The following is a 20,650-nucleotide window of genomic DNA, read 5'->3' on the forward strand; positions in this document are numbered from 1 at the left end:
ATGGTAGGGGGCGAGGCACACCCGCCTGCTCCTTGCCATTCCTCTTGCCATCTACCGTTGCTAAGCGATTATTCTATGATTTTAACATCAGGGCAAATCGGAATCAATTTAATATTTTTATAATTGTGATAAGAGTTGTTTGGCGGCGGCGGCTGACGGGTTTTAGGACAAGTGGCGCGCAATCTTGTTTTTCATCTATTTTAACAAAAGGATGTGTGGGAATTGTATAGCAAATTAAGGAATGTGTGGAACCGCGCTGCAATCGCAGCAACCGTCGCAGGATGCCTGACTTTCTCCGTGGCCGCATCGGCAGCGCAGGCTCCGGCTGCAGCACCAAGTGATACATACGACATTGTTGTGCTCGGCGACTCGCTGGCAGCCGGCTATCAGCTGGGCTTTACCGAAGCGTCCGTGCCTTACGGCTATGCCGAGCATGTGTATGAGCAAGCTCTGTTCCAAGGACTTCGCGCCGAATACACCAACTACGGAATTATCGGCCTTCGCTCGGAAGGACTTAGCAAGTGGCTGGATGCCGCGGCGAAGGGACAAGCCGTGAAGGAAGCCGATATTCAGCCTGGACTAATCGACCCGCGCGCCGCAGCTATGTTCGGCAAGACGCAGGAGCTCGCACAGGACCTAAAAGACGCTGAGCTTGTGCTTATTACGATCGGCGGCAACGACTTCCTGTGGATGCTGAACGACCTCGGCGTGGAGACGGCTTTCAACCAGCTTCCTGCAGACAAGCAAACTCAATTGAAGTCCCAGCTCGATACGCTTCTGGAAGGCTTCGAGAAGCAGCTGAAGACTTCTCTAGACACGATTCAGAAGCTTCAGCCGAAGGCCGAAATTGTGATCGCCAACCAATATCTACCTATATATATCCAATTTCGGGAAGAGAAGACTTATTTCGTTCCCGACTCTACCGCGAAGTTTCTGACGGACGGCCAAGCGCGCCTGCTTGAGACTCTGCAGGCTGTTGTAGCTGACTACTCGAAGCAGGGTTTGAATGTCAAAATCGCTGATGCTTCTGCCGCTATTGAGAAGGATGCGCTTAAGTTCACCAGCATTCGCGCGAGCGATGAGCAAGGCAATCCGAAGCCGGATATCCATCCTACTGCTGCCGGATACGCGGCGCTGGGCAAGTCCTTCTCCGAACCGCTGTGGGGAGCTTACAAAACCGTTAAGCCTCGCAAAGCCAATGTGCCGATCTCGATTGTCGTAGGCGGCAAGGAAGTGATTACGGATTACGCGCCGGTCATCAAGAAAGGCCGTACATTCCTCTCCCTCCGCGAAGTGACGGAAGCCCTTGGAGCGGAGCTGCAATGGAATGCCGCTACTTCGACCGCAACCATTACGCTGGAAGACCGGACAGTAGCCATTACAGTTGGCGCTACAACGATCAGCGTCAACGGCAAGAGCGTGCCGCTAAATGCAGAGCCTGCCTATCTCCAGCAGTTCAGCGGAGAGAAGAAGACATATGTGCCGCTGGCCGCGCTCTCTGACGGACTTGGCTTCCAGGTCGTCTACCGCGACACGCTGAAGACCGCTTTTATTAACCGCTAATCCAGCTTGTATTCTTTCTGCAATCCGATCATGGTCTCAAGGCTCTTGGCGGTCCAGCGGTTCAGACGGTCAAGGGACTCGATCTCGGCGGCAACGGCTGCGCGCAGCGATTCCTGGTAATCCGGCACCGCTCCTGCGTAGCCCTCCAAATCTCTGAGAAGAACCGTAGTTTTCTCCGTGTAGCTTAAGGCGCGGCGTTCATGGAACATCGCAACATCCGGGTTGTAGGGCTGATGAAGATCGCCCTGCTCCGGATGCTTGAGCACCGCCAGCACTTTGACGAGCGCCCGCGGACGGTTAAGCTCCACTACCTCTCCTACATACAAGCCCGAACGGACTTTGGCCTTAACTATGCTTCCTGCTTCGCAGTGAAATTGTTCCTCATATCCAGCCATCATGATACCCTCCTGAAACTGACGTTTTTTACTGCTTCCTGTATGCATTCAAGGACAACCTTGTGATTACAATGTAAATGAACCTTAAATTAATAACAAGAAGAACATCAGCGCTTGTGTAAACCTAACGCGAGAAGTAATATGGAAATAGAAAAGTAGGTGAGTATATGCGCAAAAAGAGAGTGCTGCTGCTCTCAGAGGGGTTCGGCTCCGGCCATACGCAAGCAGCAAATGCGCTGGCAGTAGGATTGAAGCAGCTTTGCCCCGGCATTTCGGCTCGAGTCATTGAGCTGGGGAAATTTTTAAACCCGGTTATCGGGCCTTTAATCGTATCGGCTTACAGGAGAACAGTAAGCTCTCAGCCCAAGATGGTGGGCATGATGTACCGCAGCAATTATAAGAAACCGACCAATCGTCTGGCGCAGCTTGCGCTGCATCGAGTGTTTTACACACAAACCTCGCAGGTTATCGCACAGCTCAAGCCAGATCTTATCGTGTGCACCCATCCCGTCCCTAATACCGTCGTCGCAAGACTGAAGCGGCTCGGATTGGACGTTCCTTTATATACGCTCATTACCGATTACGACGCGCATGGCTCCTGGGTGAGCCAGGAAGTGAATCATTATCTGGTTTCTTCCCCGGACGTGAAGCGCCGTCTTGTGGAGAAAGGCGTCATTCCTGAACGTGTGGAGGTGACAGGCATCCCTGTCCATCCAAGCTTCTGGATTACATACAAGAAGGAAGACGTTCGCAAGGAGTACGAGCTTAAGGATATGCCGACGGTTCTCGTTATGGGCGGTGGCTGGGGTATCCTGTATGAAGACAATGCCTTGTCGTACATGACAAAGTGGCGCGAGACGACGCAATTGATTTTTTGCGTAGGCTCCAACGAGAAGATGAAAGAAAAGATGCTGGGCGATCCTATGTTTCAGCATCCGAACATCCGTATTCTTGGCTTTACGCGAGATGTTCACAAGCTGATGGAAGCGGCCGATCTGCTTGTAACCAAGCCCGGCGGCATGACCTGCACCGAAGGCATGAGCAAGGCGCTCCCGATGCTGTTTTATGAGCCGATACCGGGCCAGGAGGAAGAGAATTGCGAATACTTCATCCAGAACGGATTCGGCGAAATGCTCGACTCGAACGATACGGTTGACCGGTGGTTCCAGCTTATCCATGACACGACGGCAGCAGCCGCCTTCCGCGAAGGCCTGCTCCGGAAGCGAGAGCTTCAATATGATCCTAAGAGATGTCCCGAGGCCGTACTGCAGCTCATGCAGTGACGGCTTTGTTTTTCGGCGCTGCTTTGGGGCATAATTGAAGATGGCTTCATTGATACCGATACTGCACACGTGAAGGGAGATCGTGACACACATGCAATCACAGATGACAGATGGAAAAACGATTATTCTCAGGCTTGAAATCGACACAGATAAAGCCCAGTTCGGCAAGGCAGCTACCGCAATCGAGCAAGTCAAAGGCGATATCGTCGCCATCGACGTCATACATACCGACAAAAATACAAGCGTGCGGGACTTGACCGTCAAAATAACCGAGCAAGGCGCCGCTGAACGTCTGACAGAAGCGCTTCGTTCCGTTCCGGGCATCCGGCTGCTTCATGTCTCGGACCGTACGTTCCTGCTTCATCTGGGCGGCAAAATCACCATTCAGCCAAAGACGCCGATCCAAAACCGCGACGATCTGTCGAGAGTATATACCCCGGACGTAGCCAGAGTATGCCAGGCCATACATGAAGAGCCGTCCAAAGCGCATACGCTTACGATCAAGCGCAACACTGTAGCCGTCGTCTCTGACGGCAGCGCTGTGCTCGGGCTTGGCAATATCGGGCCGTATGCCGCAATGCCGGTCATGGAGGGCAAGGCAATGCTGTTCAAGCAATTCGCCGATGTCGACGCCTTCCCGATCTGCCTGGATACGCAAGACACAGAAGAAGTCATCGCCGCAGTCAAGCATCTTGCTCCTGCCTTCGGCGGCATCAATCTGGAGGACATCTCCGCACCCCGCTGCTTCGAGATCGAGCAGCGGCTGCGCGAGGAGCTGGATATTCCCGTCTTCCATGACGATCAGCATGGAACCGCTGTCGTGCTCTACGCCGGCCTGCTGAATGCGCTCAAGCTGACCGGCCGCACATTAAGCGAAGCCCGCATTGTCGTATGCGGCATTGGCGCGGCAGGCACTGCTTGCACGAAGATGCTGCTCGCTGGCGGCGCACGCAATGTCATCGGCATCGACCGCCCAGGCATCCTGTCTGCGGATGAGACGTACGATCATCCCATGTGGCAATGGTATGCGGAGAATACGAATCCGGAGCGCCGCAAGGGCGGACTGAAGGAAGCGCTGGAAGGAGCCGACGTATTCATCGGCGTATCGGCCGGCCGCCTGCTGACAAGGGAGCATGTCGCCAGCATGGCGCCTGATCCGATCGTCTTCGCCATGGCGAATCCGGAGCCGGAGATTCGCCCCGAGCTGGTCGAGGATATCGTAGGCGTCATCGCGACCGGACGCTCCGACTATCCGAACCAGATCAACAACGTGCTTTGCTTCCCCGGCATATTCCGGGGAGCGCTCGACAGCCGCGCTTCCGAGATCAACGAAGCGATGAAGCTTGCGGCTGCGGAGGCGATCGCCTCCGTCATCAGCGATGAAGAGCTGAACCGCATGTATATTATCCCGAGCGTGTTCAACGCCAAGATCGTAGAGGAAGTGCGGCGCAGAGTCGTAGCCGCCGCCCAGCAAAGCGGCGTATCCCGCCGCCAGCTGCGGGATTAGGCGCAGTAAAAGAGCCTGCATGTCCGATTTTCGGACATGCAGGCTCTTTTTTGAGTAATGAAGTCGGTGTGGCCGACTTCATATAGCCAATCTTGCTACACCCGGCCTAAATGAAACTCGGCCGCTCGATTCGCAGCTTCGCTCCAAGCCAGCGTAATGTAAGCCGAGAAACTCGGCTTACAGCGCGGATTGCTGCCGCGGCGGGCGCTCCAAACCGAGAAATTCGGCTTACTGCGCACGTTGCCGCCGCGGCGAGGGCTCTAGGCCGAGAAATTCGGCTTACTGCGCAAATAGCTGCCACAGCGGGCGCTCTAAGCCGAGAAACTCGGCTTACAGCGCGGATTGCTGCCGCGGCGGGCGCTCCAAACCGAGAAATTCGGCTTACTGCGCACGTTGCCGCCGCGGCGAGGGCTCTAAGCCGAGAAATTCGGCTTACTGCGCAAATAGCTGCCACAGCGGGCGCTCTAAGCCGAGAAACTCGGCTTATATCGCAAGTTGCTGCCCCGCACAACTACGAACGGACCACAGTCCGGTTGCGGCTGCGCTTCGTCCAGACCAATATGCCCGTTGCGGCCATGATGACCCCGGTTGCCACGAAGATGGAGTGGATGCCGAGGAACAGTCCGAGCACGCCGCCAAGCAGGGGCCCCAGCATGGAGCCGAACTGGTTGGCGCTGGCGGTCAAGCCGAAGGAGCGGCCGCGGAATTGCTCGTCCGTATTCTGGACCATCAGCGTGTTGATGATCGGGACGATACCCGCCATGAACAGGCCGAACACAAATTGCACGAAAGCGAACAGCCACAGCGCCTCTACAAAATATTGCACGCAGACGACCGTACCCGCAGACAGCAGACATAGAATGAGAATCCGGTAATGTCCCTTTTTCTCGCCCAGCCTTCCCCATATCGGCGAAGCAATGATGCCGGCGATGCCGATCAGCGACAGGACCAGTCCTGCGGATAGTACCGCTCCCTTCTCGCCGCCTTGCAAATCTGCGATATGAAGAGACAGCAGGGGTTGAATCATGTTCAGGGACAGCTGGAACACAACGAGAATGAGCAGCAGATAGATGAGCGTCCGATTGCGGAACGCCATCCGGTACGTGACCGGCTGCTTGTCCTTTGCCTTCGCAGAGGTCTCCCCGCTTCGATCTTCCTTTACCCAAAAGATGACGGCAAGCGCCGCCGCAAAAATAATGACAGCCGCTACGATAAACGACCTGCGCATGCCGAACGCTTCGGCGAGCAGTCCGCCGAACAACGGACCGAGGATGCCTCCCGTCATCGTTCCGGCCTGCATCATGCCAAGGCTCCAGCCCAGCTTCTCCTTCGGCGCGATCATGGCGACGATCGACATGGATGCCGGGACGAATCCTCCGACGAAACCATGCATCATCCGCACTCCGACTAGCTGCCAAGGCGTCTGTACGAAAGCGATCAAGGCATAAATGATCGCAAGGCTCAATCCTGCCCGAATAACCATTTTGCGCTTGCCGAACTTGTCCGCCAGCATTCCCCATAATGGAGCCATTATTGCGCCGACGAGGAAAGCCGATGAATGGACGACGCCCGCCCACAAATTAACCGAGCTTTTGTCCACGCCAAGGTCATACAGGAACAAGGGCAGGAAAGGCACCGACATCGTATAGCTGGAGCTGCAGAATAGAACGCCGAACCATAAAATCCACATCGTTCTTTTCCAGGATTGCAAGTGATGTCACTCCCTTCTTGCCAAAAAAACACTTTAATTCAATCCGGACGCATGCATCATGTACCACTATACGCCTACTTGCATAGGAGTTCAAAACGCGAACAGGGCAGCAAAGCCGAGGAAACGGCGGCGAAGCTTCGCTTATCGCATAAGAATGCGTAATTAACACATAAAATTATTGAAACCAGCGATCCTGTGCCACGTAAGTTAACTTATGGGCGTTGTTATGCTATCACGAGCAGCCTGTGAAAACGCCATCATAGCGTCTGTGACCTGCGTCCTATATAAAAGGCGACGACTAATCAACTGTATGCTATACTTAGCAGGTACGTTGAACAAAAAGGAGCCTGCCTCATGTTTCAAGCTTTTATTGACTTTCTGAAGGATTATGGCCCCTTGGGACTGTTCGTGCATTCCTTTCTCGACGCGGTCATCTTTCCGGTCCCTGCGTTTTTCTTACAGGTATCCTTAAGTATCATGAATCCGACAACAGCCCTGTGGCTGGCTACCGTCGGATATATCGCCTGTCTGCTCGGCACACCGGTCGGGTACTATCTGGGCAAGATTATGGGCAAGTCCGTTCTCTATCGTTTTCTCAAAACAGAATGGATTGATGCCGCAACAAGCCGGTTCCAAAAAAACGGCGAGGCTGCCATATTGATTGGATCGTTTACGCCAATCCCGTTTAAAGTATTTACGATTTTATCCGGTGCCTTAAACTTTCCGTTATGGCGGTTGATTGGTTATGCTGCGGTTGGTCGGGCCGTCAAGTTTTACGCAGTCGGCGCATTGTTCTACTTCTATGGCCGCGCAGCAGAATCGATGGTGAAGGATGTATCGCTGTATACCTTTGTCATCGCCGTACCGTTAATCGCGATTTTCCTATTTGTTCGCAGCAGAATCCGCAAGAAGAAGCAATTAAAGCAAGAGGCAGAAGAGCAGCCGGCTAAGGACCACCAAGCAGCAGAAGGTTCTGATCAAGCCATGGAACGCCATGCTGCGGCCGAGCATCAACCAGTCCTTGAGCAACAAGCTGCGGCTGAGCGGCACACAGCGGCCGATCGTCAGGCTAAGGCAGATCGCCATCCTGCGGCAGCCGAACTCAAAAACGACGTATCCTCATAAAAAAGCTATCCCTCTTTTCTCCGCGAAGAGATGAGGGATAGCTTTTTTCATATGACTCGTCTGCTCTTACAGCGCGCTTCCTCCGAACAGGAAGCGGTGCTCCCAATGCGTGCCTTTGATCGTATTCGTTCTTACGCCGCCGCTCTCCTTGGAGTACGTGTGCAGGATTTTGCCGTCGCCCAGATAAATGCCGACATGCGTAATGCGTGCAGTAGACTTGTTCACGCCGCTATAGGCGGATGCGCTTGTCCCTTTGTAGGACATGAAGAACATCAGATCGCCGCGTTTCAGATTGTTGATATTCGTTGTTGTGTTGCCTTTTTTCTTCACATAATCGCCTTGCTGGCGAGAATCTGCCGGAAGCGTGATGCCCAGTCCGTCGATGAATGCTCTTCTAACGAAAGCGGAGCAGTCGAACGTTTTGGTCGAGCTGCGGTTGGAGCCGAACTCATACGGTGTGCCCAGATACTTCATCCCGGCCGAGATCACTTTCTCAACCGATGCGTTGGAGGACGGCGTAGACGGCTTAGTGACCGTATCACCGTTCGAGCTGTTGCCGGATCCGTTGGAACCCGTATTCGTCGATCCGCTGCCTGTGCCCGCCGTACTGCCCAGAGACAGGTATTGTGTCTGCGTGGTCACGTAGCCTTTTACACCATTCGAATCAAGCACTTCATACCAGCTGCTGCCCGATTTGCCCAATACTTGAACCTGCTCGTTTGTTTGCAGATAACGAATGCGCTTGGCTGATGTCGTCGGACCTTCACGGAAGGAAACCGATTTTTTCACAACTGCGTTCATAGCCGGAACAGCTTCCGACGAAGAACCGGAATTCGAAGAAGAGGAATCGGAAGAACCGCTCACTGTCGTATATTTGGAAGAGGAAGAAATATAGCCTGTTTTGCCGCTAGAATCGCTTACCTTGTACCAGCCGCTGCCCGCTTCCTCGATGATGCTCACATTCTCGCCTTTCTTCAGCATGCGGATAACCGTGCTCGAAGCCGATGGGGCCGTACGCATGTTAACTCCCCAGATCACTTCAGCCGACTGCGCGGCATAAGCTGCCGGCGCTGGGATCACCACTGCGGTGCCTAGCAGCAATGCGGCCGATATGGTCGCAGCAGCGACTTTGTGCTTCATGGTGTATTTCATTCAATACGCCTCCTTGTATGATGGTTGCTGTGCCGGTGTTCGGCGTCTACATCAACCATTGTAAGTTTGGCGTCTTGGTACGAGCATCGACCCATGTTCCTAAATGGGGGACGCCTGAAATGGGAATATCGAATTACCCAAAAATGCTAAGAAAAAATTAATAAAAGGCGCCTCCATCCATGGAGACGCCTTCCTTTTTCGCTTTTATCAAATGATGTATGCAGTGAGTTTATTGGTCCAAATACCAAAAATGAGAATTCTCATAAAGATTAGGACTCTCTCATACAGGTATTAGGACTAAAGGCTCATTTTTGAGTTTCCGGCTAAAATATGGTCCTATTTACCAAGCGGCTTTAGCGGCCTTCCGGCAGCGGATTTAAGCTCTCTTTCGAGGTCTGATGGTCCTGCTCCAGCGGCTCGACATGGACATGAACACCCATAATATTGTGCTTCCGGCCCATTCTTCGCTCAATCTCGTCACAAATCCGATGGCTCTCAATCAGGGATAATTCAGGATCGACCAGCACAATCACGTCCACCAGCACGTTGCTGCCGTGAACTCTGGCCTTAATATCTTTAATTGCAATAACGCCTTTTGTTTTGGCAATCGTCGCACGCAGCGTCGTCAGCTCTTTCTCGTCGAAACCGTCGGTCAGCGCGTGTGTGGAGCTATAGAAGATGCCCCATGCCGTTTTGCAAATAATGATGCCTACAAGCAACGCCGCAACAGGGTCCAGCCAAGGCATACCGAATTGGGCTCCGATAATGCCGACTGCCGCTCCGATACTGACCAAAGCGTCAGACAGGTTATCCTTCGCCGCCGCCATCAGCGCCTGATTGTTGATCTTGCGGGCCAGACGGCTGTTATACCAATAGACTGCTCCCATGCACACTGCCGAGAATAGCGCGACCCAAGCCGTAATCATATTAGGCGTCGTATGCTCGGTTGCGATAAGCGATCTAACGGCGGTAATAAGAACTTGAATGCCAACCGTCGCCATAATAAAAGACGCAATAAGTGCGGCAATGGTTTCCGCGCGGAAATGGCCGTATGGATGGTCCTTATCCGGCGGCTTCTGCGATATGCGCAGGCCGACCAGCACCGCTGCGGAAGCTACGATATCCGTCAAGTTATTGTAGCCGTCGGCTACGAGCGCTCCTGATACAAACATATAACCGATTGCGAGCTTCAAGGCTGATAAGGCAATATAAGCAGCTATGCTAACCCAAGCGCCCTTCTCGCCTTCTTTGATATCCTCATACTGTGTCAAAATGCCAAGCCTCCTGCCAATCTCTTCAAAACGTCTCTCGATATCATACCCGAGCGGTACCGTGTGGGTCTAGAGAAACAGTGTTGACCTTATGCGAGCTTTTATGCCTCAGGGCAAAAGAGTGAGACAAGGGCCAGAATCGGAAAACAGCCGCCTGCGCCGATCCGGTCTACGTTATGATGGTCGCAATGGATGCGAATCATTCCCATTTCACACAAAAAAACCGCCCCGAAAATAAATTCGGGACGGAATGGCTCAATTATGCTTATACCGAGTACATGCGCTCGCGAATCTCTTTCACTTCCGCGCTCTCAAGGTACTCATCGTAAGTCATCATACGGTCGATCACTCCGTTCGGAGTAATCTCGATAATCCGGTTGGCGATCGTCTGTACGAACTGATGGTCATGGGATGTGAACAGGATCGTGCAATCCGTATCGATCAGACCGTTGTTCAGCGCTGTAATAGACTCCAGATCCAAGTGGTTCGTCGGTTCATCCAGGATGAACACGTTCGCGCCTTCCAGCATCATCTTAGACAGCATGCAGCGAACCTTCTCGCCGCCAGACAATACGCTTGCTTTCTTCATAGCATCGTCGCCAGAGAACAGCATTCGGCCAAGGAAGCCTCGCAGGAACGTCTCGTCAGGGTCTTTCGAATATTGGCGAAGCCAATCTACCAGGTTCAGATCAACGCCGTCGAAGTACGCGGAGTTGTCCTTAGGGAAGTACGCGCGAGTCGTCGTAACGCCCCACGAATAATTGCCCGCATCCGCCTCAAGCTCGCCGGCGATCAGCTGGAAGAACGTAGTCTTCGGCAAGCTGTTCGGTCCGACAAAAGCGATCTTGTCGCCTTTATTGATCGTAATGGTCAAGTTGTCGATCAGCTTCTCGCCTTCAACCGATTTGGTCAGGCCTTCAACTAGAAGAAGCTGCTTGCCCGCTTCGCGCTCGCCTTTGAACAAGATAAACGGATATTTACGATTGGACGGACGAATGTCATCCAGCGTAATCTTATCAAGCAGCTTCTTACGGGAAGTCGCTTGCTTGGACTTTGATTTGTTCGCGCTGAAACGTTGGATAAACGCCTGCAGCTCTTTAATCTTGTCTTCCTTCTTCTTGTTCTCTGAACGCATAAGCGATAGAGCCAGCTGGCTGGACTCGTACCAGAAGTCGTAGTTGCCCACATACATCTGAATTTTGCCAAAGTCAATGTCCGCAATATGCGTACATACCGTATTCAAGAAGTGACGGTCATGGCTGACTACGACTACGGTGCCTTCATACTTTGCAAGGAAGTCCTCTAACCAGCGAATGGACTCGATGTCCAAGTGGTTGGTAGGCTCATCGAGCAATAGAATGTGAGGAGAGCCGAACAATGCTTGCGCCAGCAAGACGCGGACCTTCTCGTTGCCGCTCAGCTCTGACATCTGCTTGTCATGAAGCTCGGTCGAGATGCCAAGGCCGTTCAGCATCTCTGCCGCCTCGGATTCAGCCTCCCAGCCGTTCATATCCGCAAATTCTGCCTCAAGCTCGCCTGCGCGCATGCCGTCTTCGTCCGTGAAGTCAGCTTTCGCATACAGCGCGTCCTTCTCCTTCATCACTTCATACAGCTTCTTATGACCCATAATGACAGTCTCGAGCACTCTGAAGCTATCATATTCGTAATGGTTCTGTTTCAATACGGCAAGGCGTTCGCCCGGCGTAATATGAACTTCGCCCGAGGATTGCTCCACTTCGCCGGATAGAATCTTGAGGAACGTAGACTTGCCCGCCCCGTTCGCTCCAATCAGGCCGTAGCAATTGCCCGGCGTAAACTTGATATTAACATCTTCAAAAAGCGCGCGCTTCCCAAAGCGAAGCGTTATGCCACTTGTGCTAATCATGGTATTTAATCCCGTCCTTCACTACATAATCGCATTTTCTCGAACTATTATAGCACAGTCTCTTATAGAAACGAACGATGAAAGCGGCTTATATGGAAAAGATCACAGATTTCTGCCGCATAAAGGGCTGACTGCGCAAAAAACCTCTCCCCGGCATACATACGCGCCGGACGGCAGAGAGGTTCCAACCTATCCCATGGTTTCATATCAGCTTAATTTCATGGCCGGTACGCGAAGATTCGTAGATGGCATCCAGTATCCGGCTTGTTGTATAACCAGCCATGGCACCTGCGTCAGGCTGCCGCCCCTCATGAACGCATTCCACGAAGCAGCGGGCCATCAGCACCCGATCCTCTTCCCCTGCATACGGCGCTATCTCGCTTTCGGCCACCTCATTGCTCCGATGAGTAATATACGTCCCTCTCTCGCCAATGATCGATATGCCGCCCTTCGTGCCCATCAGATGCAGGAACGGCTCCTCCGGCAAGCCTGCCGCATGAGCAGCCCAGCTGACGTCAAGCGACAGCGTCGCTCCGTTATCCAGCTTGATCAGCGCGGAAGCCAGATCCTCAACATTGTAATAACCGTTCCAGTCAGGCGTGCCCCAGCTGCCGATGCCTTCGCGGTTCGGGCCGAACTCCGCATAGGTCGAGCCATAGACGGATTGCGGCTGCGGATTGCCCATCAGATAGAGCGACAAATCAAGCATATGGACACCGATGTCTATGAGCGGCCCTCCGCCCGCAGCCTCCTTGCGCGTAAACCATGATCCCCAGCCCGGGATGCCCTTCTTGCGGAGCCAGCCCGTCTTGGCCAGGTAGATTCGCCCGAGGTCACCGCGGCTGATCATCTCCTTCACCGCCCGGCTCAGCCCCTTCCACCGCATCTGATGCGCGATCATCAGCACTTTGCCCGACCGTTCCGCCTCATCAGCGATGGAGCGCGCAGAAGCTGAATCGATAGCCATCGGCTTCTCCAGCAGCACATGCTTGCCCCGCTTTAGCGCTTCAATGGCATACGGAGCATGGAATTGATTCGGCACCGCTATCACAACAACGTCCACGCTCTCATCCGCAAGCAGCGCCCATGGGTCGGTGTAAACCGCCGCAATGCCGTACTGCCCGGCTCGCTGCTGCGCCATCTGCAGATGCGCATCCGCAACTGCCGTCACATTCGCGCCCTCGACTTTAGCCAAGGTGTCCATATGGACGCCGCCTATTGCCCCTGCCCCAATGATGCCTATGCTCAAATTTCGATTCGTCATGGATAGCCTCCTAACGGAAATCTATTTTTGCGCACTATGCTTAGAGCACTTCTTAGAAGGATTGGTCCCAAGCACTACGTAAGCTTCCATGTCTCTCCGAGCGGCAGCACGATGACGCGCTCCTTCTCGAGGCATCTCCGGCAGCGCTCCGCTTCCAGGCGGTCAAGAGCTTCCCGCGGAGTATCGTCCGCCAGCTTGAAGGCGCCATAATGCATGGGAACAAACCATTTGGCCCCCGTATCCTCGAAGGCCTGCAATGCTTCCTCCGGCGACACATGCTGCGGACTCATGAACCATTCCGGCTCATAGGCGCCGATCGGCATAAGCGCCACATCGATCTGGAACCGGCTGCCGATCTCCTTGAACCCGCGAAAATACCCGCTGTCTCCAGCAAAATAGATTGTCGAAGCCGGAACGGCATGACGCACCGCCCGCTTTTTCTTCTCGGGCTGCTCCGCCTTCCAAGCCGACGCTGCCGCCGTTTCTTGGTATGAGGCTTTTATCGATTCAGCCGTCTGTTGCTTGCTATGCGGTTCTATATCGGCACGATTCGCCCCCGCCGTCTCCATCACCCATCCGCCCCAATGAGAGCTGTTCGTATCCCATGGATTGCGGCGCGTCCAGTGCTGAGACGGCACGAAGGTGAATTTGACGCCTTTGATCGTAACCGACTCCCACCAATGAAATTCCCTGACGTTGTTGAATCCCTTCAGCTTCAGCTTCGAGCTAAGCCCTGCAGGAACAAGCAATTGCCTGCCGCCTGTCAGCCGCCTGAGCGATGCGATGCTTAAATGGTCGTAATGGGAATGGGAGACCAGCACCACATCCACGGGAGGCACGTCCTTAATGGGAATGCCGGGCGGCGCAAGCCGCTTCTGAAAGGCCATTTGTCCCGACCATACGGGATCCGTCACAATATTTAAACCTCCCAGTTGAATGAGGAAGGTGGAATGTCCAATCCAGGTGATGGACGGGAGCTCTCTGTTGCTTGCCAAAAAAGGCAAGTCCGTCTCCCCTTGGGGTACCCTATACGAATAATCCTTCAGCTTGAGCTTGCGGACCCGTTCTTGACGCCATCGTTTGAATTGCTTAAAGGAATTATGCTGTTCAACCTGATCCTGATTGGCAAATTTCTTATTTCTCAAGTTGCGCTTTCCCTCCCCGCTTGCTTGTGGCATACCCTTAAGATAACAAGTCAAGGGCATGCATTGCAAATTGCGAACAACGTATTGTCGTTTCCAGTCTACTCAACTTAGCCTTATTGCGGTATCGATTGCTGGGATTATCCGCGGCTGTCATGGTATAGTAGAGTAGATGGCATTGTACATGCGTATAACTATCTTTAAGGAGGTTTCGCTCAAATGAAACTGTTATCCATAGAACCAACGCCGAGCCCCAACTCCATGAAGCTGAATGTGGACGAGATGCTGCCGCGCGGCAGAAGGCTGACGTATAAGGTGTCCGAGGCGGACAGCGCGCCGGAGCCGTTCAAAGGCCTGCTCGCTATAGAGGGCGTGCGCAGCGTATTCCGCACCGCCGACTTCATTGCGCTTGACCGCAAGCCGGGAGCGGATTGGGCGCGCATCTTGGCCGATGCCCGGCAGCTCCTGCAGGCCGGCGACGGTGATGCTTCGGCAGCAGCAGGCAACGGAATCTCCACCGGATTCGGCGAAGCTCAAGTGCTTGTGCAGATGTTCCGCGGCATCCCGATTCAGGTCAGAGTGCGGATGGACGACAAGGAAGTGCGTTCCGCACTCCCGCCGAAATTCACCGACGCCGTCAGCGCAGCAGCCGGCTCTACTATGATCCGCGAGCGCAAGCTGGAGGAATTCGGCGTCCGTTATGGCGAGCCGGAGGAGATCGCCGCCGAGATCGTTCGCGAGCTTGAAGCGACGTACACGGAGGAGCGGCTGAATATGCTCATCGAAGCTTCGCTGCAAGCAGGCCCCGGCGAGCAGGAAGCCCCTGTAGCGCCTAGACCCGCTCCGCTGTCGCTGGAAGAGGCGCTGGAGCAGTTCAAGTCGGATGACTGGCAGATTCGCTACGCCGCGCTGGAGCGCTATATTAGCGAACCGGACGGCATTCCGCTGCTCGAGAAGGCCATCCGCGACCAGAATGCTTCGATCAAGCGTCTGGGCGTCATCTACCTGGGCGACCTCAAGACCCCGGAAGCGATGCCGCTGCTGTTCGAAGCGTTGAAGGATTCCTCCTCGTCCGTAAGGCGTACAGCTGGCGATACATTGTCCGACATCGGAGATCCGGCGGCGATCGGCCCGATGATCGAGGCATTGAAGGACAAGAACAAGCTTGTCCGCTGGAGAGCGGCGCGCTTCCTCTATGAGGCGGGCGACGAATCTGCCATCGAGGCACTGGAAGAAGCAGCCAAGGACAGCGAGTTCGAGATTATGCTGCAAGCCCAGATTGCGCTGGAGAGAATTCAACGCGGCGAAGAAGCAGCCGGCTCCGTATGGCAGCAGATGACCGCCGCCCGGAATCAGGAGTCAAAATAAGATGAGAAAGAGCCTGCGAAGATGGTGCCAGAAGACACCGCTCTCGCAGGCTCTATTTAATATTGATGATTAGCATAACTGCCCTCGAGGCTATGGATAGTTCAAATGCAACTGAACGAGCAGCGCATCGCCTCCGCTTCCGAACTTCTCATAGCTCGCGCGGTAGCCCACCGCAACTCCTACTCCATCGAATGCCGCTTTCAGCTCATTCGGGAAGTCCTCGCCTTGCTCGTACCGGAATTCCAGCTTGCCCGTTCGGGAAGCGACAGCCGAGCGAATACGTTCCTTGAGCTCGACCGCATCTGCTACCGTATGCTCCTCCTCCAGCCAATGCAGCCCTATCGCCACCTTAAGCTTTTCAAAACGGTCAGACTGATCCCCGCCCGCTTCCGCCAGGTTCTTCAAGGCATCGGCGTATCTGGTTGAAGCTTCCGGATACGTCCGCGTCCATTGATGGTCTGCCCTAAGCTCCTCATCCGTCTTCAAATAATACGTATAACGGATGCGGTCATCCTCGGCGCCAACCGGATCATCCCATGTCAGATCCAGATGGTACCATTGCCCGTCAAGCTGCACCATGTTCCAGGCATGCTCGCCAGTATTGACCTTGCCTTCTGCAATGAGCACCGGTATACCCGCCTTCTCCAGCATGAGATAGCCGAGCAGCGAGTACCCCTGGCATACCGCTTTGCCTAATGAGATCGCATTGTAAGCCGTATAGTAGCTAAGCGACTGATCGTACTCCACATGGGTTACGACCCAATCGTGAATGGCTTTTACCTTCTCGTGGTCATTCATGCCCGGCTGCAGGATTGCGGCAAGCGCTGCATCCACTGCCTGCACCACTTTGGCCGTCTCCTCCGGCGACTCGCGGTATTTCGCCTCCACCGTTATGGTTGACTTGTTGCCCCAGCTTCGAATCGTATACAAGTAAGACTCCAATATGTAAGCGGAGTAGTCGTCATGCGTGAGCGCCGCCCTGATAATATCGGTCATCTGGTCGGACAGCTCTGACTTGTCGCCCGTATAAGAGGCAGAGAACCGCTCATCCCGCTCCTTGAACCCTTTGGCCAGCTCAAGCTCAAGCTTCTCGAATCGGTCCGGCAGCTCCTCCTCGGCTGCGGCCGGCTCATGAGCCGCTTCCACTGCTTTGGCAACAGGAGCCGGCTCCGGGCTCGAATCCGCGCTCGTCGGGAACAAATTCAGTTTCATATTCAAGCTGTACGCGCCAGCAATGACAATCGCGATAGCCAGCAGCTTGACTGCTCCTTTACGCATAGGCTCCTCCTTCAATCTCTCCTGCGGCATAGCCGCCACTCGAATGGCGAACGCTTGCCCGCTTTCCTAACATCATATGTTCGTCCACGGGAATGATGCCAGTCCGAAGGCAAATTGCCCCCAACATCAGCTTAACCCAGCTCGCTGACCGCAAGAGTGAACGCCCGGGCGCGCTCGGTAATTCTGTGGAACTGGCCTTCCTTCACCCATTCCATATTAACCAGCTTGGTTCCGAGTCCGACACCGTTCGCACCTGAGCCGAAGTATTCTGCAATATTGTGCAGATCGACTCCGCCGGTTGCCAGAATCGGCACTTCCTTGAGCGGGCCGCGAATCTCCTTCAAATAATTGACCCCAAGCGATCCCATAGGGAACAGCTTGACAGCTTCTGCGCCGGCCTTGACGGCCCTCACAATCTCGGTAGGCGTCATGACGCCCGGCCAGACGGAGACGCCATGCTCCCGGCCATATGCGATAACTTCCTCATCCAGATTGGGAGAGATCAGGAACTGCGCTCCCGCCTTAACCGCTTGCTTCGCGGTATCGAGATCAATAACCGTTCCGGCTCCGATATGCGCTTCTTCGCCGAACCGCTCGCGCCAGCGGCTGATCATAGCCGCCGCGCCGTCCGTATTCATCGTAATCTCCATCAGCCGGATGCCGCCGTCCAGCAGCGCTCTGGCTGTATCGTCTGCCTTGTCATCCTCGATGCCGCGCAGGATAGCCACGATTTTATGCTTCAACAATTCATTCAGCATGCCGCTCATTCCCATTCTACCCCTTTTCCGCCTTAAGATTTCCTGCTCCAATAGTCATTCAACAGCTTCAAGAACAAATTCGGGAACGGAAGCCTGTCCATTTCGTCCCTTCCGATCCAGCGGTATCGGCTTCGCTCCTCTGCCGGCATATCCTCCAGAGTCGCTGCCGGCTCGCCTGTCCAATAAGGCGCTCCGCTCTCCGCAGCCAGCACGCCGTCCATAACGCCCAGATCCGCTGCATATACCCGCATCCGCCAGTGAATATGGCTGAAGATATGATCCGCGTCCGCAAACCATCCTGTCGGTCGGATCAGCAAACCTGCGTCCGTCTCCAGCATGCGGATGGCGGCTTCCGCCAGCTCGCCTTGCTCCTTGGGAGCCGATTCTGCGAACATGCCGCTGTGCTTGCCGTCAAGCAGCAGATGCGGCAGCTCCCACATCTGAGCCAGCAGTCCTGTATTTGGACGCTGTCTGACCAGCACTTTCCCTGCGTGTTCGGCTGTGCCCTCGACAATTACCGCCAAGCGGTATTCCTGCCGCGGCGGCTTCGCCTTCGTCTTGATCGGAAGCTCCGTCTCGCGCCCCGCCATTCTCGCTTCGCAATGCTCCATAACCGGACATGGCAAGCAGCTTGGCGACTTGGGCGTACAGACGAGCGCGCCCAGCTCCATCAGCGCCTGATTGAAGTCACCCGCCGCTCCCTCTGGAATAAGGCTTGCGGCAAGCTTCTCGATCCCTACTCTTGTAGACGGCTTCGCAATATCATCCTCCAGGCAGAAATAGCGGGAGAGCACCCGCATGACGTTGCCGTCCACCGCCGGCTCCGGACGGTTGAAGGCAATGCTCATAATCGCGCCTGTCGTATACGGCCCGACGCCCTTTAGTACCGCCACCGATTCCTTATCATCGGGAATGATGCCGCCATATAGCTCCATCACCATCTTAGCGCCCGCCTGCAGGTTTCTCGCCCGCGAATAATAGCCGAGTCCCTCCCAGCACTTCAGCACCTCATCCTCCGGCGCTTCGGCAAGAGCCTGTACCGTCGGGAAATTCGCCATAAATCGTTCAAAGTAAGGGATAACCGTATCGACCCTCGTCTGCTGAAGCATAATTTCGGATACCCATATCCGGTAAGGGTCTTTATTTTTCCGCCACGGCAGGTCCCTGTTGCCTCTTTGATACCAGGCCAGCAGCTCCCGGCTAAAATATTGCCTTGCTTCCGCTTGCATTGTCATACTATCGTAATCCTTCCCGTCCTCGGAGTGGTTGTTTGTTCTCTCTCATTCCTCTATTATACGAATTATACAAGCATATTCCTATGAATAACATGGAAGAGAAAGGAGGAGTACCTTTGCTGACTGCTAAATTAACTGCTCAACTGGCGAAATGCACTGTCTTTCTGGCGCTGGCTGCCACACTGGCCGCATGCGGCGGCAGCCCGACAGGAGGCACAAACCTGAAGGACGCTCCGTCCGATATTGCAGCCGTCTACAAGGCCCGCTGCCTGAACTGTCACGGCAACGACCTGCAAGGCCGCGTCGGCGCCAATACGAACCTGCAGCAGGTTGGCTCCCGCATGAGCTACGAGGAGATCACGGCTCAGATCAAGCAAGGCGAAGGGCTGATGCCGGGCTTCGCCGATACCTTATCGGAAAAGGAAATCGACGGTCTGGCCGACTGGCTGGCCTCCAAGCAATAAAGCCCTGCGGATCAGCCTCAGAGCGTTCTATATCCGGCTGTGACACTATCAATCTATCGCATGATGCCACAGCCGGGGCCCTACTAATCACGGCTCGGCACTACTAATTTCTCCTATGTGACAGTTATACGATAATAATGGCACTTAGTAACGTTAAAAGAGCTTAGTCGCTCCAAATTCTGATCTAACGACGCCACGCGGCGCTAAACCCGTAAAATCTGCGCAAAAGCGAAAATAGCGACGTATGGCGGCGTTGCACGAGCTCCATCGCTCCAAATTCTGATCTAACGACGCCACGCGGCGCTAAACCCGTAAAATCTGCGCAAAAGCGAAAATAGCGACGTATGGCGGCGTTACATAAGCTCAACAGCTCCAAAAGCTGATTTAACGCTGCCCATGCGCCACTAATCGCGCCTGAAGCAAGGTTCTCGCTTTTCAAGGCGGCTAGTTATATACCGAAACAGAAAATGGCGGTGTCAGGATTACATCCTGTGCACCGCCATACTTTTATTTGTTTTGCATCAAACGACGTTTAGTGTCTCAATAGCCGATGTAATGCCCATTGGATTTCGGAGACTTGTGGTCGTAATGGACTGCGGGACCTGCGTAGAACCAATGGGTTTCGCCCATTTGGGGATGAGTCGGGAATAAGTCGCCTTGAACGAGCAGCAGATCATCGCCCCAATCATTGGAATACATGCCGTCATACTGCACCCATTGACCTGTCTTGAACCGTCTCTTCGCGTTATGCTGACGCCCTCTGTTCATAGCCATTCTCCTTTCGCCGCATCTTACTGCTATTACATTCGCAGTATGGGCCAAAGGTTACAATTTTATCCGTTCCACGACGGCAAAAGCCGAAGCCAATGCGCGTTCATGCGTAATCGTAATGTGAATGGCAGTATCCGCTCCACTGAGACCAAGCCGAACCCATGCTTCAGCAGACAGTCTGCAGACTGGCTTGCCGGATGCATCCCGCCCGATATCCATATCTCCAAAACCAAGCAAAGCTCCGATGCCGCAGCCAAATGACTTCGCAATCGCTTCCTTGGCTGCGAACCGCCCCGCAACATACTGATGCAGGCGCGGCCCGCTATAAGATGAACAAGCACTCCGTTCGCCAGGAGTCAATATACGCTGCATGAATCTGTCGCGCAGCTTGCTCTCCAGCATCTCGGAGACTCTCGCCACGTCCGTCAGATCATGTCCGATTCCTATTATCATGCTCCTGCCTCCTCTTTCATGATGG

The 20,650-nt window shown here is 54.3% G+C and carries 18 protein-coding genes; 6 read left to right on the forward strand and 12 right to left on the reverse strand.

Going from position 1 to position 20,650, the window contains the following annotated elements; genetic code table 11:
• Positions 1 to 222: 222 nt before the first annotated feature.
• On the forward strand, positions 223 to 1,563 hold the full coding sequence (locus D3P09_RS08405; protein ID WP_165867356.1) for an SGNH/GDSL hydrolase family protein: 1,341 nt from the start codon (positions 223 to 225) through the stop codon (positions 1,561 to 1,563).
• Here D3P09_RS08405 and kapB read toward each other — a convergent pair.
• On the reverse strand, positions 1,560 to 1,961 hold the full coding sequence (gene kapB / locus D3P09_RS08410; protein WP_243643984.1) for a kinase-associated lipoprotein B: 402 nt from the start codon (positions 1,959 to 1,961) through the stop codon (positions 1,560 to 1,562). The two genes, D3P09_RS08405 and kapB, sit on opposite strands and share 4 nt — an antisense overlap.
• 164 nt (positions 1,962 to 2,125) lie before the next feature.
• On the opposite strand from kapB, the gene D3P09_RS08415 reads away from it, so the two are divergent.
• Together D3P09_RS08415 and D3P09_RS08420 are read left to right on the forward strand one after the other, a co-directional pair.
• The gene (locus D3P09_RS08415; RefSeq protein ID WP_120108924.1) at positions 2,126 to 3,241 is read left to right on the forward strand and encodes an MGDG synthase family glycosyltransferase; all 1,116 of its coding nucleotides are present in this window, start codon (positions 2,126 to 2,128) and stop codon (positions 3,239 to 3,241) included.
• Positions 3,242 to 3,332: 91 nt separating this feature from the next.
• On the forward strand, positions 3,333 to 4,748 hold the full coding sequence (locus tag D3P09_RS08420; RefSeq protein WP_120108926.1) for an NAD-dependent malic enzyme: 1,416 nt from the start codon (positions 3,333 to 3,335) through the stop codon (positions 4,746 to 4,748).
• A 511-nt stretch (positions 4,749 to 5,259) separates the two neighbouring features.
• On the opposite strand, the gene D3P09_RS08425 is transcribed toward D3P09_RS08420, so the two are convergent.
• On the reverse strand, positions 5,260 to 6,459 hold the full coding sequence (locus D3P09_RS08425) for an MFS transporter (protein ID WP_120108928.1): 1,200 nt from the start codon (positions 6,457 to 6,459) through the stop codon (positions 5,260 to 5,262).
• A 354-nt stretch (positions 6,460 to 6,813) separates the two neighbouring features.
• Between D3P09_RS08425 and D3P09_RS08430 the strand changes: the two genes are divergently transcribed.
• Positions 6,814 to 7,584, forward strand: coding sequence for a YqaA family protein (locus tag D3P09_RS08430; RefSeq protein WP_120108930.1), 771 nt, complete (start codon positions 6,814 to 6,816; stop codon positions 7,582 to 7,584).
• A gap of 66 nt (positions 7,585 to 7,650) precedes the next feature.
• On the opposite strand, the gene D3P09_RS08435 is transcribed toward D3P09_RS08430, so the two are convergent.
• The 5 genes from D3P09_RS08435 to D3P09_RS08455 all read right to left on the reverse strand — a co-directional run bounded on the left by D3P09_RS08435 (position 7,651) and on the right by D3P09_RS08455 (position 14,301).
• A complete protein-coding gene (locus D3P09_RS08435; protein ID WP_243643986.1) occupies positions 7,651 to 8,736 on the reverse strand; it encodes a C40 family peptidase in 1,086 nt (361 codons plus the stop codon).
• A gap of 353 nt (positions 8,737 to 9,089) precedes the next feature.
• Positions 9,090 to 10,007, reverse strand: a complete 918-nt coding sequence (locus D3P09_RS08440) for a cation diffusion facilitator family transporter (protein ID WP_120108932.1) — start codon at positions 10,005 to 10,007, stop codon at positions 9,090 to 9,092.
• A 265-nt stretch (positions 10,008 to 10,272) separates the two neighbouring features.
• Complete coding sequence (locus D3P09_RS08445) at positions 10,273 to 11,892, reverse strand: ABC-F family ATP-binding cassette domain-containing protein (RefSeq protein WP_120108934.1); 1,620 nt, start codon at positions 11,890 to 11,892, stop codon at positions 10,273 to 10,275.
• Positions 11,893 to 12,094: 202 nt separating this feature from the next.
• Positions 12,095 to 13,156 (reverse strand): Gfo/Idh/MocA family protein, encoded by a 1,062-nt coding sequence (locus D3P09_RS08450; protein ID WP_120108936.1) that lies wholly within the window; start codon positions 13,154 to 13,156, stop codon positions 12,095 to 12,097.
• A 74-nt stretch (positions 13,157 to 13,230) separates the two neighbouring features.
• The gene (locus tag D3P09_RS08455; RefSeq protein WP_243643988.1) at positions 13,231 to 14,301 is read right to left on the reverse strand and encodes an MBL fold metallo-hydrolase; all 1,071 of its coding nucleotides are present in this window, start codon (positions 14,299 to 14,301) and stop codon (positions 13,231 to 13,233) included.
• A 216-nt stretch (positions 14,302 to 14,517) separates the two neighbouring features.
• On the opposite strand from D3P09_RS08455, the gene D3P09_RS08460 reads away from it, so the two are divergent.
• The gene (locus tag D3P09_RS08460) at positions 14,518 to 15,666 is read left to right on the forward strand and encodes a virulence factor (protein WP_120108940.1); all 1,149 of its coding nucleotides are present in this window, start codon (positions 14,518 to 14,520) and stop codon (positions 15,664 to 15,666) included.
• 90 nt (positions 15,667 to 15,756) lie between these two features.
• On the opposite strand, the gene D3P09_RS08465 is transcribed toward D3P09_RS08460, so the two are convergent.
• The 3 genes from D3P09_RS08465 to mutY all read right to left on the reverse strand — a co-directional run bounded on the left by D3P09_RS08465 (position 15,757) and on the right by mutY (position 18,931).
• Positions 15,757 to 16,944, reverse strand: coding sequence for a transglutaminase domain-containing protein (locus D3P09_RS08465; protein ID WP_165867357.1), 1,188 nt, complete (start codon positions 16,942 to 16,944; stop codon positions 15,757 to 15,759).
• Between the two features lie 131 nt (positions 16,945 to 17,075).
• Positions 17,076 to 17,711: a bifunctional 4-hydroxy-2-oxoglutarate aldolase/2-dehydro-3-deoxy-phosphogluconate aldolase gene (locus tag D3P09_RS08470; protein ID WP_120110624.1), complete on the reverse strand. Its 636-nt coding sequence runs from the start codon at positions 17,709 to 17,711 to the stop codon at positions 17,076 to 17,078.
• A gap of 23 nt (positions 17,712 to 17,734) precedes the next feature.
• Positions 17,735 to 18,931 carry an A/G-specific adenine glycosylase gene (gene mutY, locus D3P09_RS08475; protein ID WP_120110627.1) on the reverse strand — a complete coding sequence of 399 codons (1,197 nt, stop codon included), beginning with the start codon at positions 18,929 to 18,931 and terminating at the stop codon, positions 17,735 to 17,737.
• Between the two features lie 122 nt (positions 18,932 to 19,053).
• On the opposite strand from mutY, the gene D3P09_RS08480 reads away from it, so the two are divergent.
• Positions 19,054 to 19,401: a c-type cytochrome gene (locus D3P09_RS08480; protein ID WP_243643992.1), complete on the forward strand. Its 348-nt coding sequence runs from the start codon at positions 19,054 to 19,056 to the stop codon at positions 19,399 to 19,401.
• 540 nt (positions 19,402 to 19,941) lie between these two features.
• Here the strand turns inward: D3P09_RS08480 and D3P09_RS08485 are convergent.
• Together D3P09_RS08485 and acpS are read right to left on the reverse strand one after the other, a co-directional pair.
• Positions 19,942 to 20,169 carry a P-loop NTPase family protein gene (locus tag D3P09_RS08485; protein WP_120108944.1) on the reverse strand — a complete coding sequence of 76 codons (228 nt, stop codon included), beginning with the start codon at positions 20,167 to 20,169 and terminating at the stop codon, positions 19,942 to 19,944.
• 57 nt (positions 20,170 to 20,226) lie between these two features.
• Entirely contained in the window at positions 20,227 to 20,625 is a 399-nt protein-coding gene (acpS, locus tag D3P09_RS08490; RefSeq protein WP_120108946.1) for a holo-ACP synthase, read from the reverse strand.
• Positions 20,626 to 20,650 lie beyond the last annotated feature (25 nt).

It is taken from the genome of Paenibacillus pinisoli (assembly GCF_003605435.1).
GTDB classification, from domain to species: domain Bacteria; phylum Bacillota; class Bacilli; order Paenibacillales; family Paenibacillaceae; genus Pristimantibacillus; species Pristimantibacillus pinisoli.

Coding starts and splice junctions, on each gene's coding strand:
- D3P09_RS08465 (WP_165867357.1), bottom strand. CDS start 16,944: ATGCGTAAAGGAGCAGTCAAGCTGCTGGCTATCGCGATTGTCATTGCT.
- kapB (WP_243643984.1), bottom strand. CDS start 1,961: ATGATGGCTGGATATGAGGAACAATTTCACTGCGAAGCAGGAAGCATA.
- D3P09_RS08420 (WP_120108926.1), top strand. CDS start 3,333: ATGCAATCACAGATGACAGATGGAAAAACGATTATTCTCAGGCTTGAA.
- acpS (WP_120108946.1), bottom strand. CDS start 20,625: ATGATAATAGGAATCGGACATGATCTGACGGACGTGGCGAGAGTCTCC.
- D3P09_RS08435 (WP_243643986.1), bottom strand. CDS start 8,736: ATGAAATACACCATGAAGCACAAAGTCGCTGCTGCGACCATATCGGCC.
- D3P09_RS08445 (WP_120108934.1), bottom strand. CDS start 11,892: ATGATTAGCACAAGTGGCATAACGCTTCGCTTTGGGAAGCGCGCGCTT.
- D3P09_RS08485 (WP_120108944.1), bottom strand. CDS start 20,169: ATGAACAGAGGGCGTCAGCATAACGCGAAGAGACGGTTCAAGACAGGT.
- D3P09_RS08460 (WP_120108940.1), top strand. CDS start 14,518: ATGAAACTGTTATCCATAGAACCAACGCCGAGCCCCAACTCCATGAAG.
- D3P09_RS08415 (WP_120108924.1), top strand. CDS start 2,126: ATGCGCAAAAAGAGAGTGCTGCTGCTCTCAGAGGGGTTCGGCTCCGGC.
- D3P09_RS08430 (WP_120108930.1), top strand. CDS start 6,814: ATGTTTCAAGCTTTTATTGACTTTCTGAAGGATTATGGCCCCTTGGGA.
- D3P09_RS08450 (WP_120108936.1), bottom strand. CDS start 13,156: ATGACGAATCGAAATTTGAGCATAGGCATCATTGGGGCAGGGGCAATA.
- D3P09_RS08470 (WP_120110624.1), bottom strand. CDS start 17,711: ATGAGCGGCATGCTGAATGAATTGTTGAAGCATAAAATCGTGGCTATC.
- mutY (WP_120110627.1), bottom strand. CDS start 18,931: ATGCAAGCGGAAGCAAGGCAATATTTTAGCCGGGAGCTGCTGGCCTGG.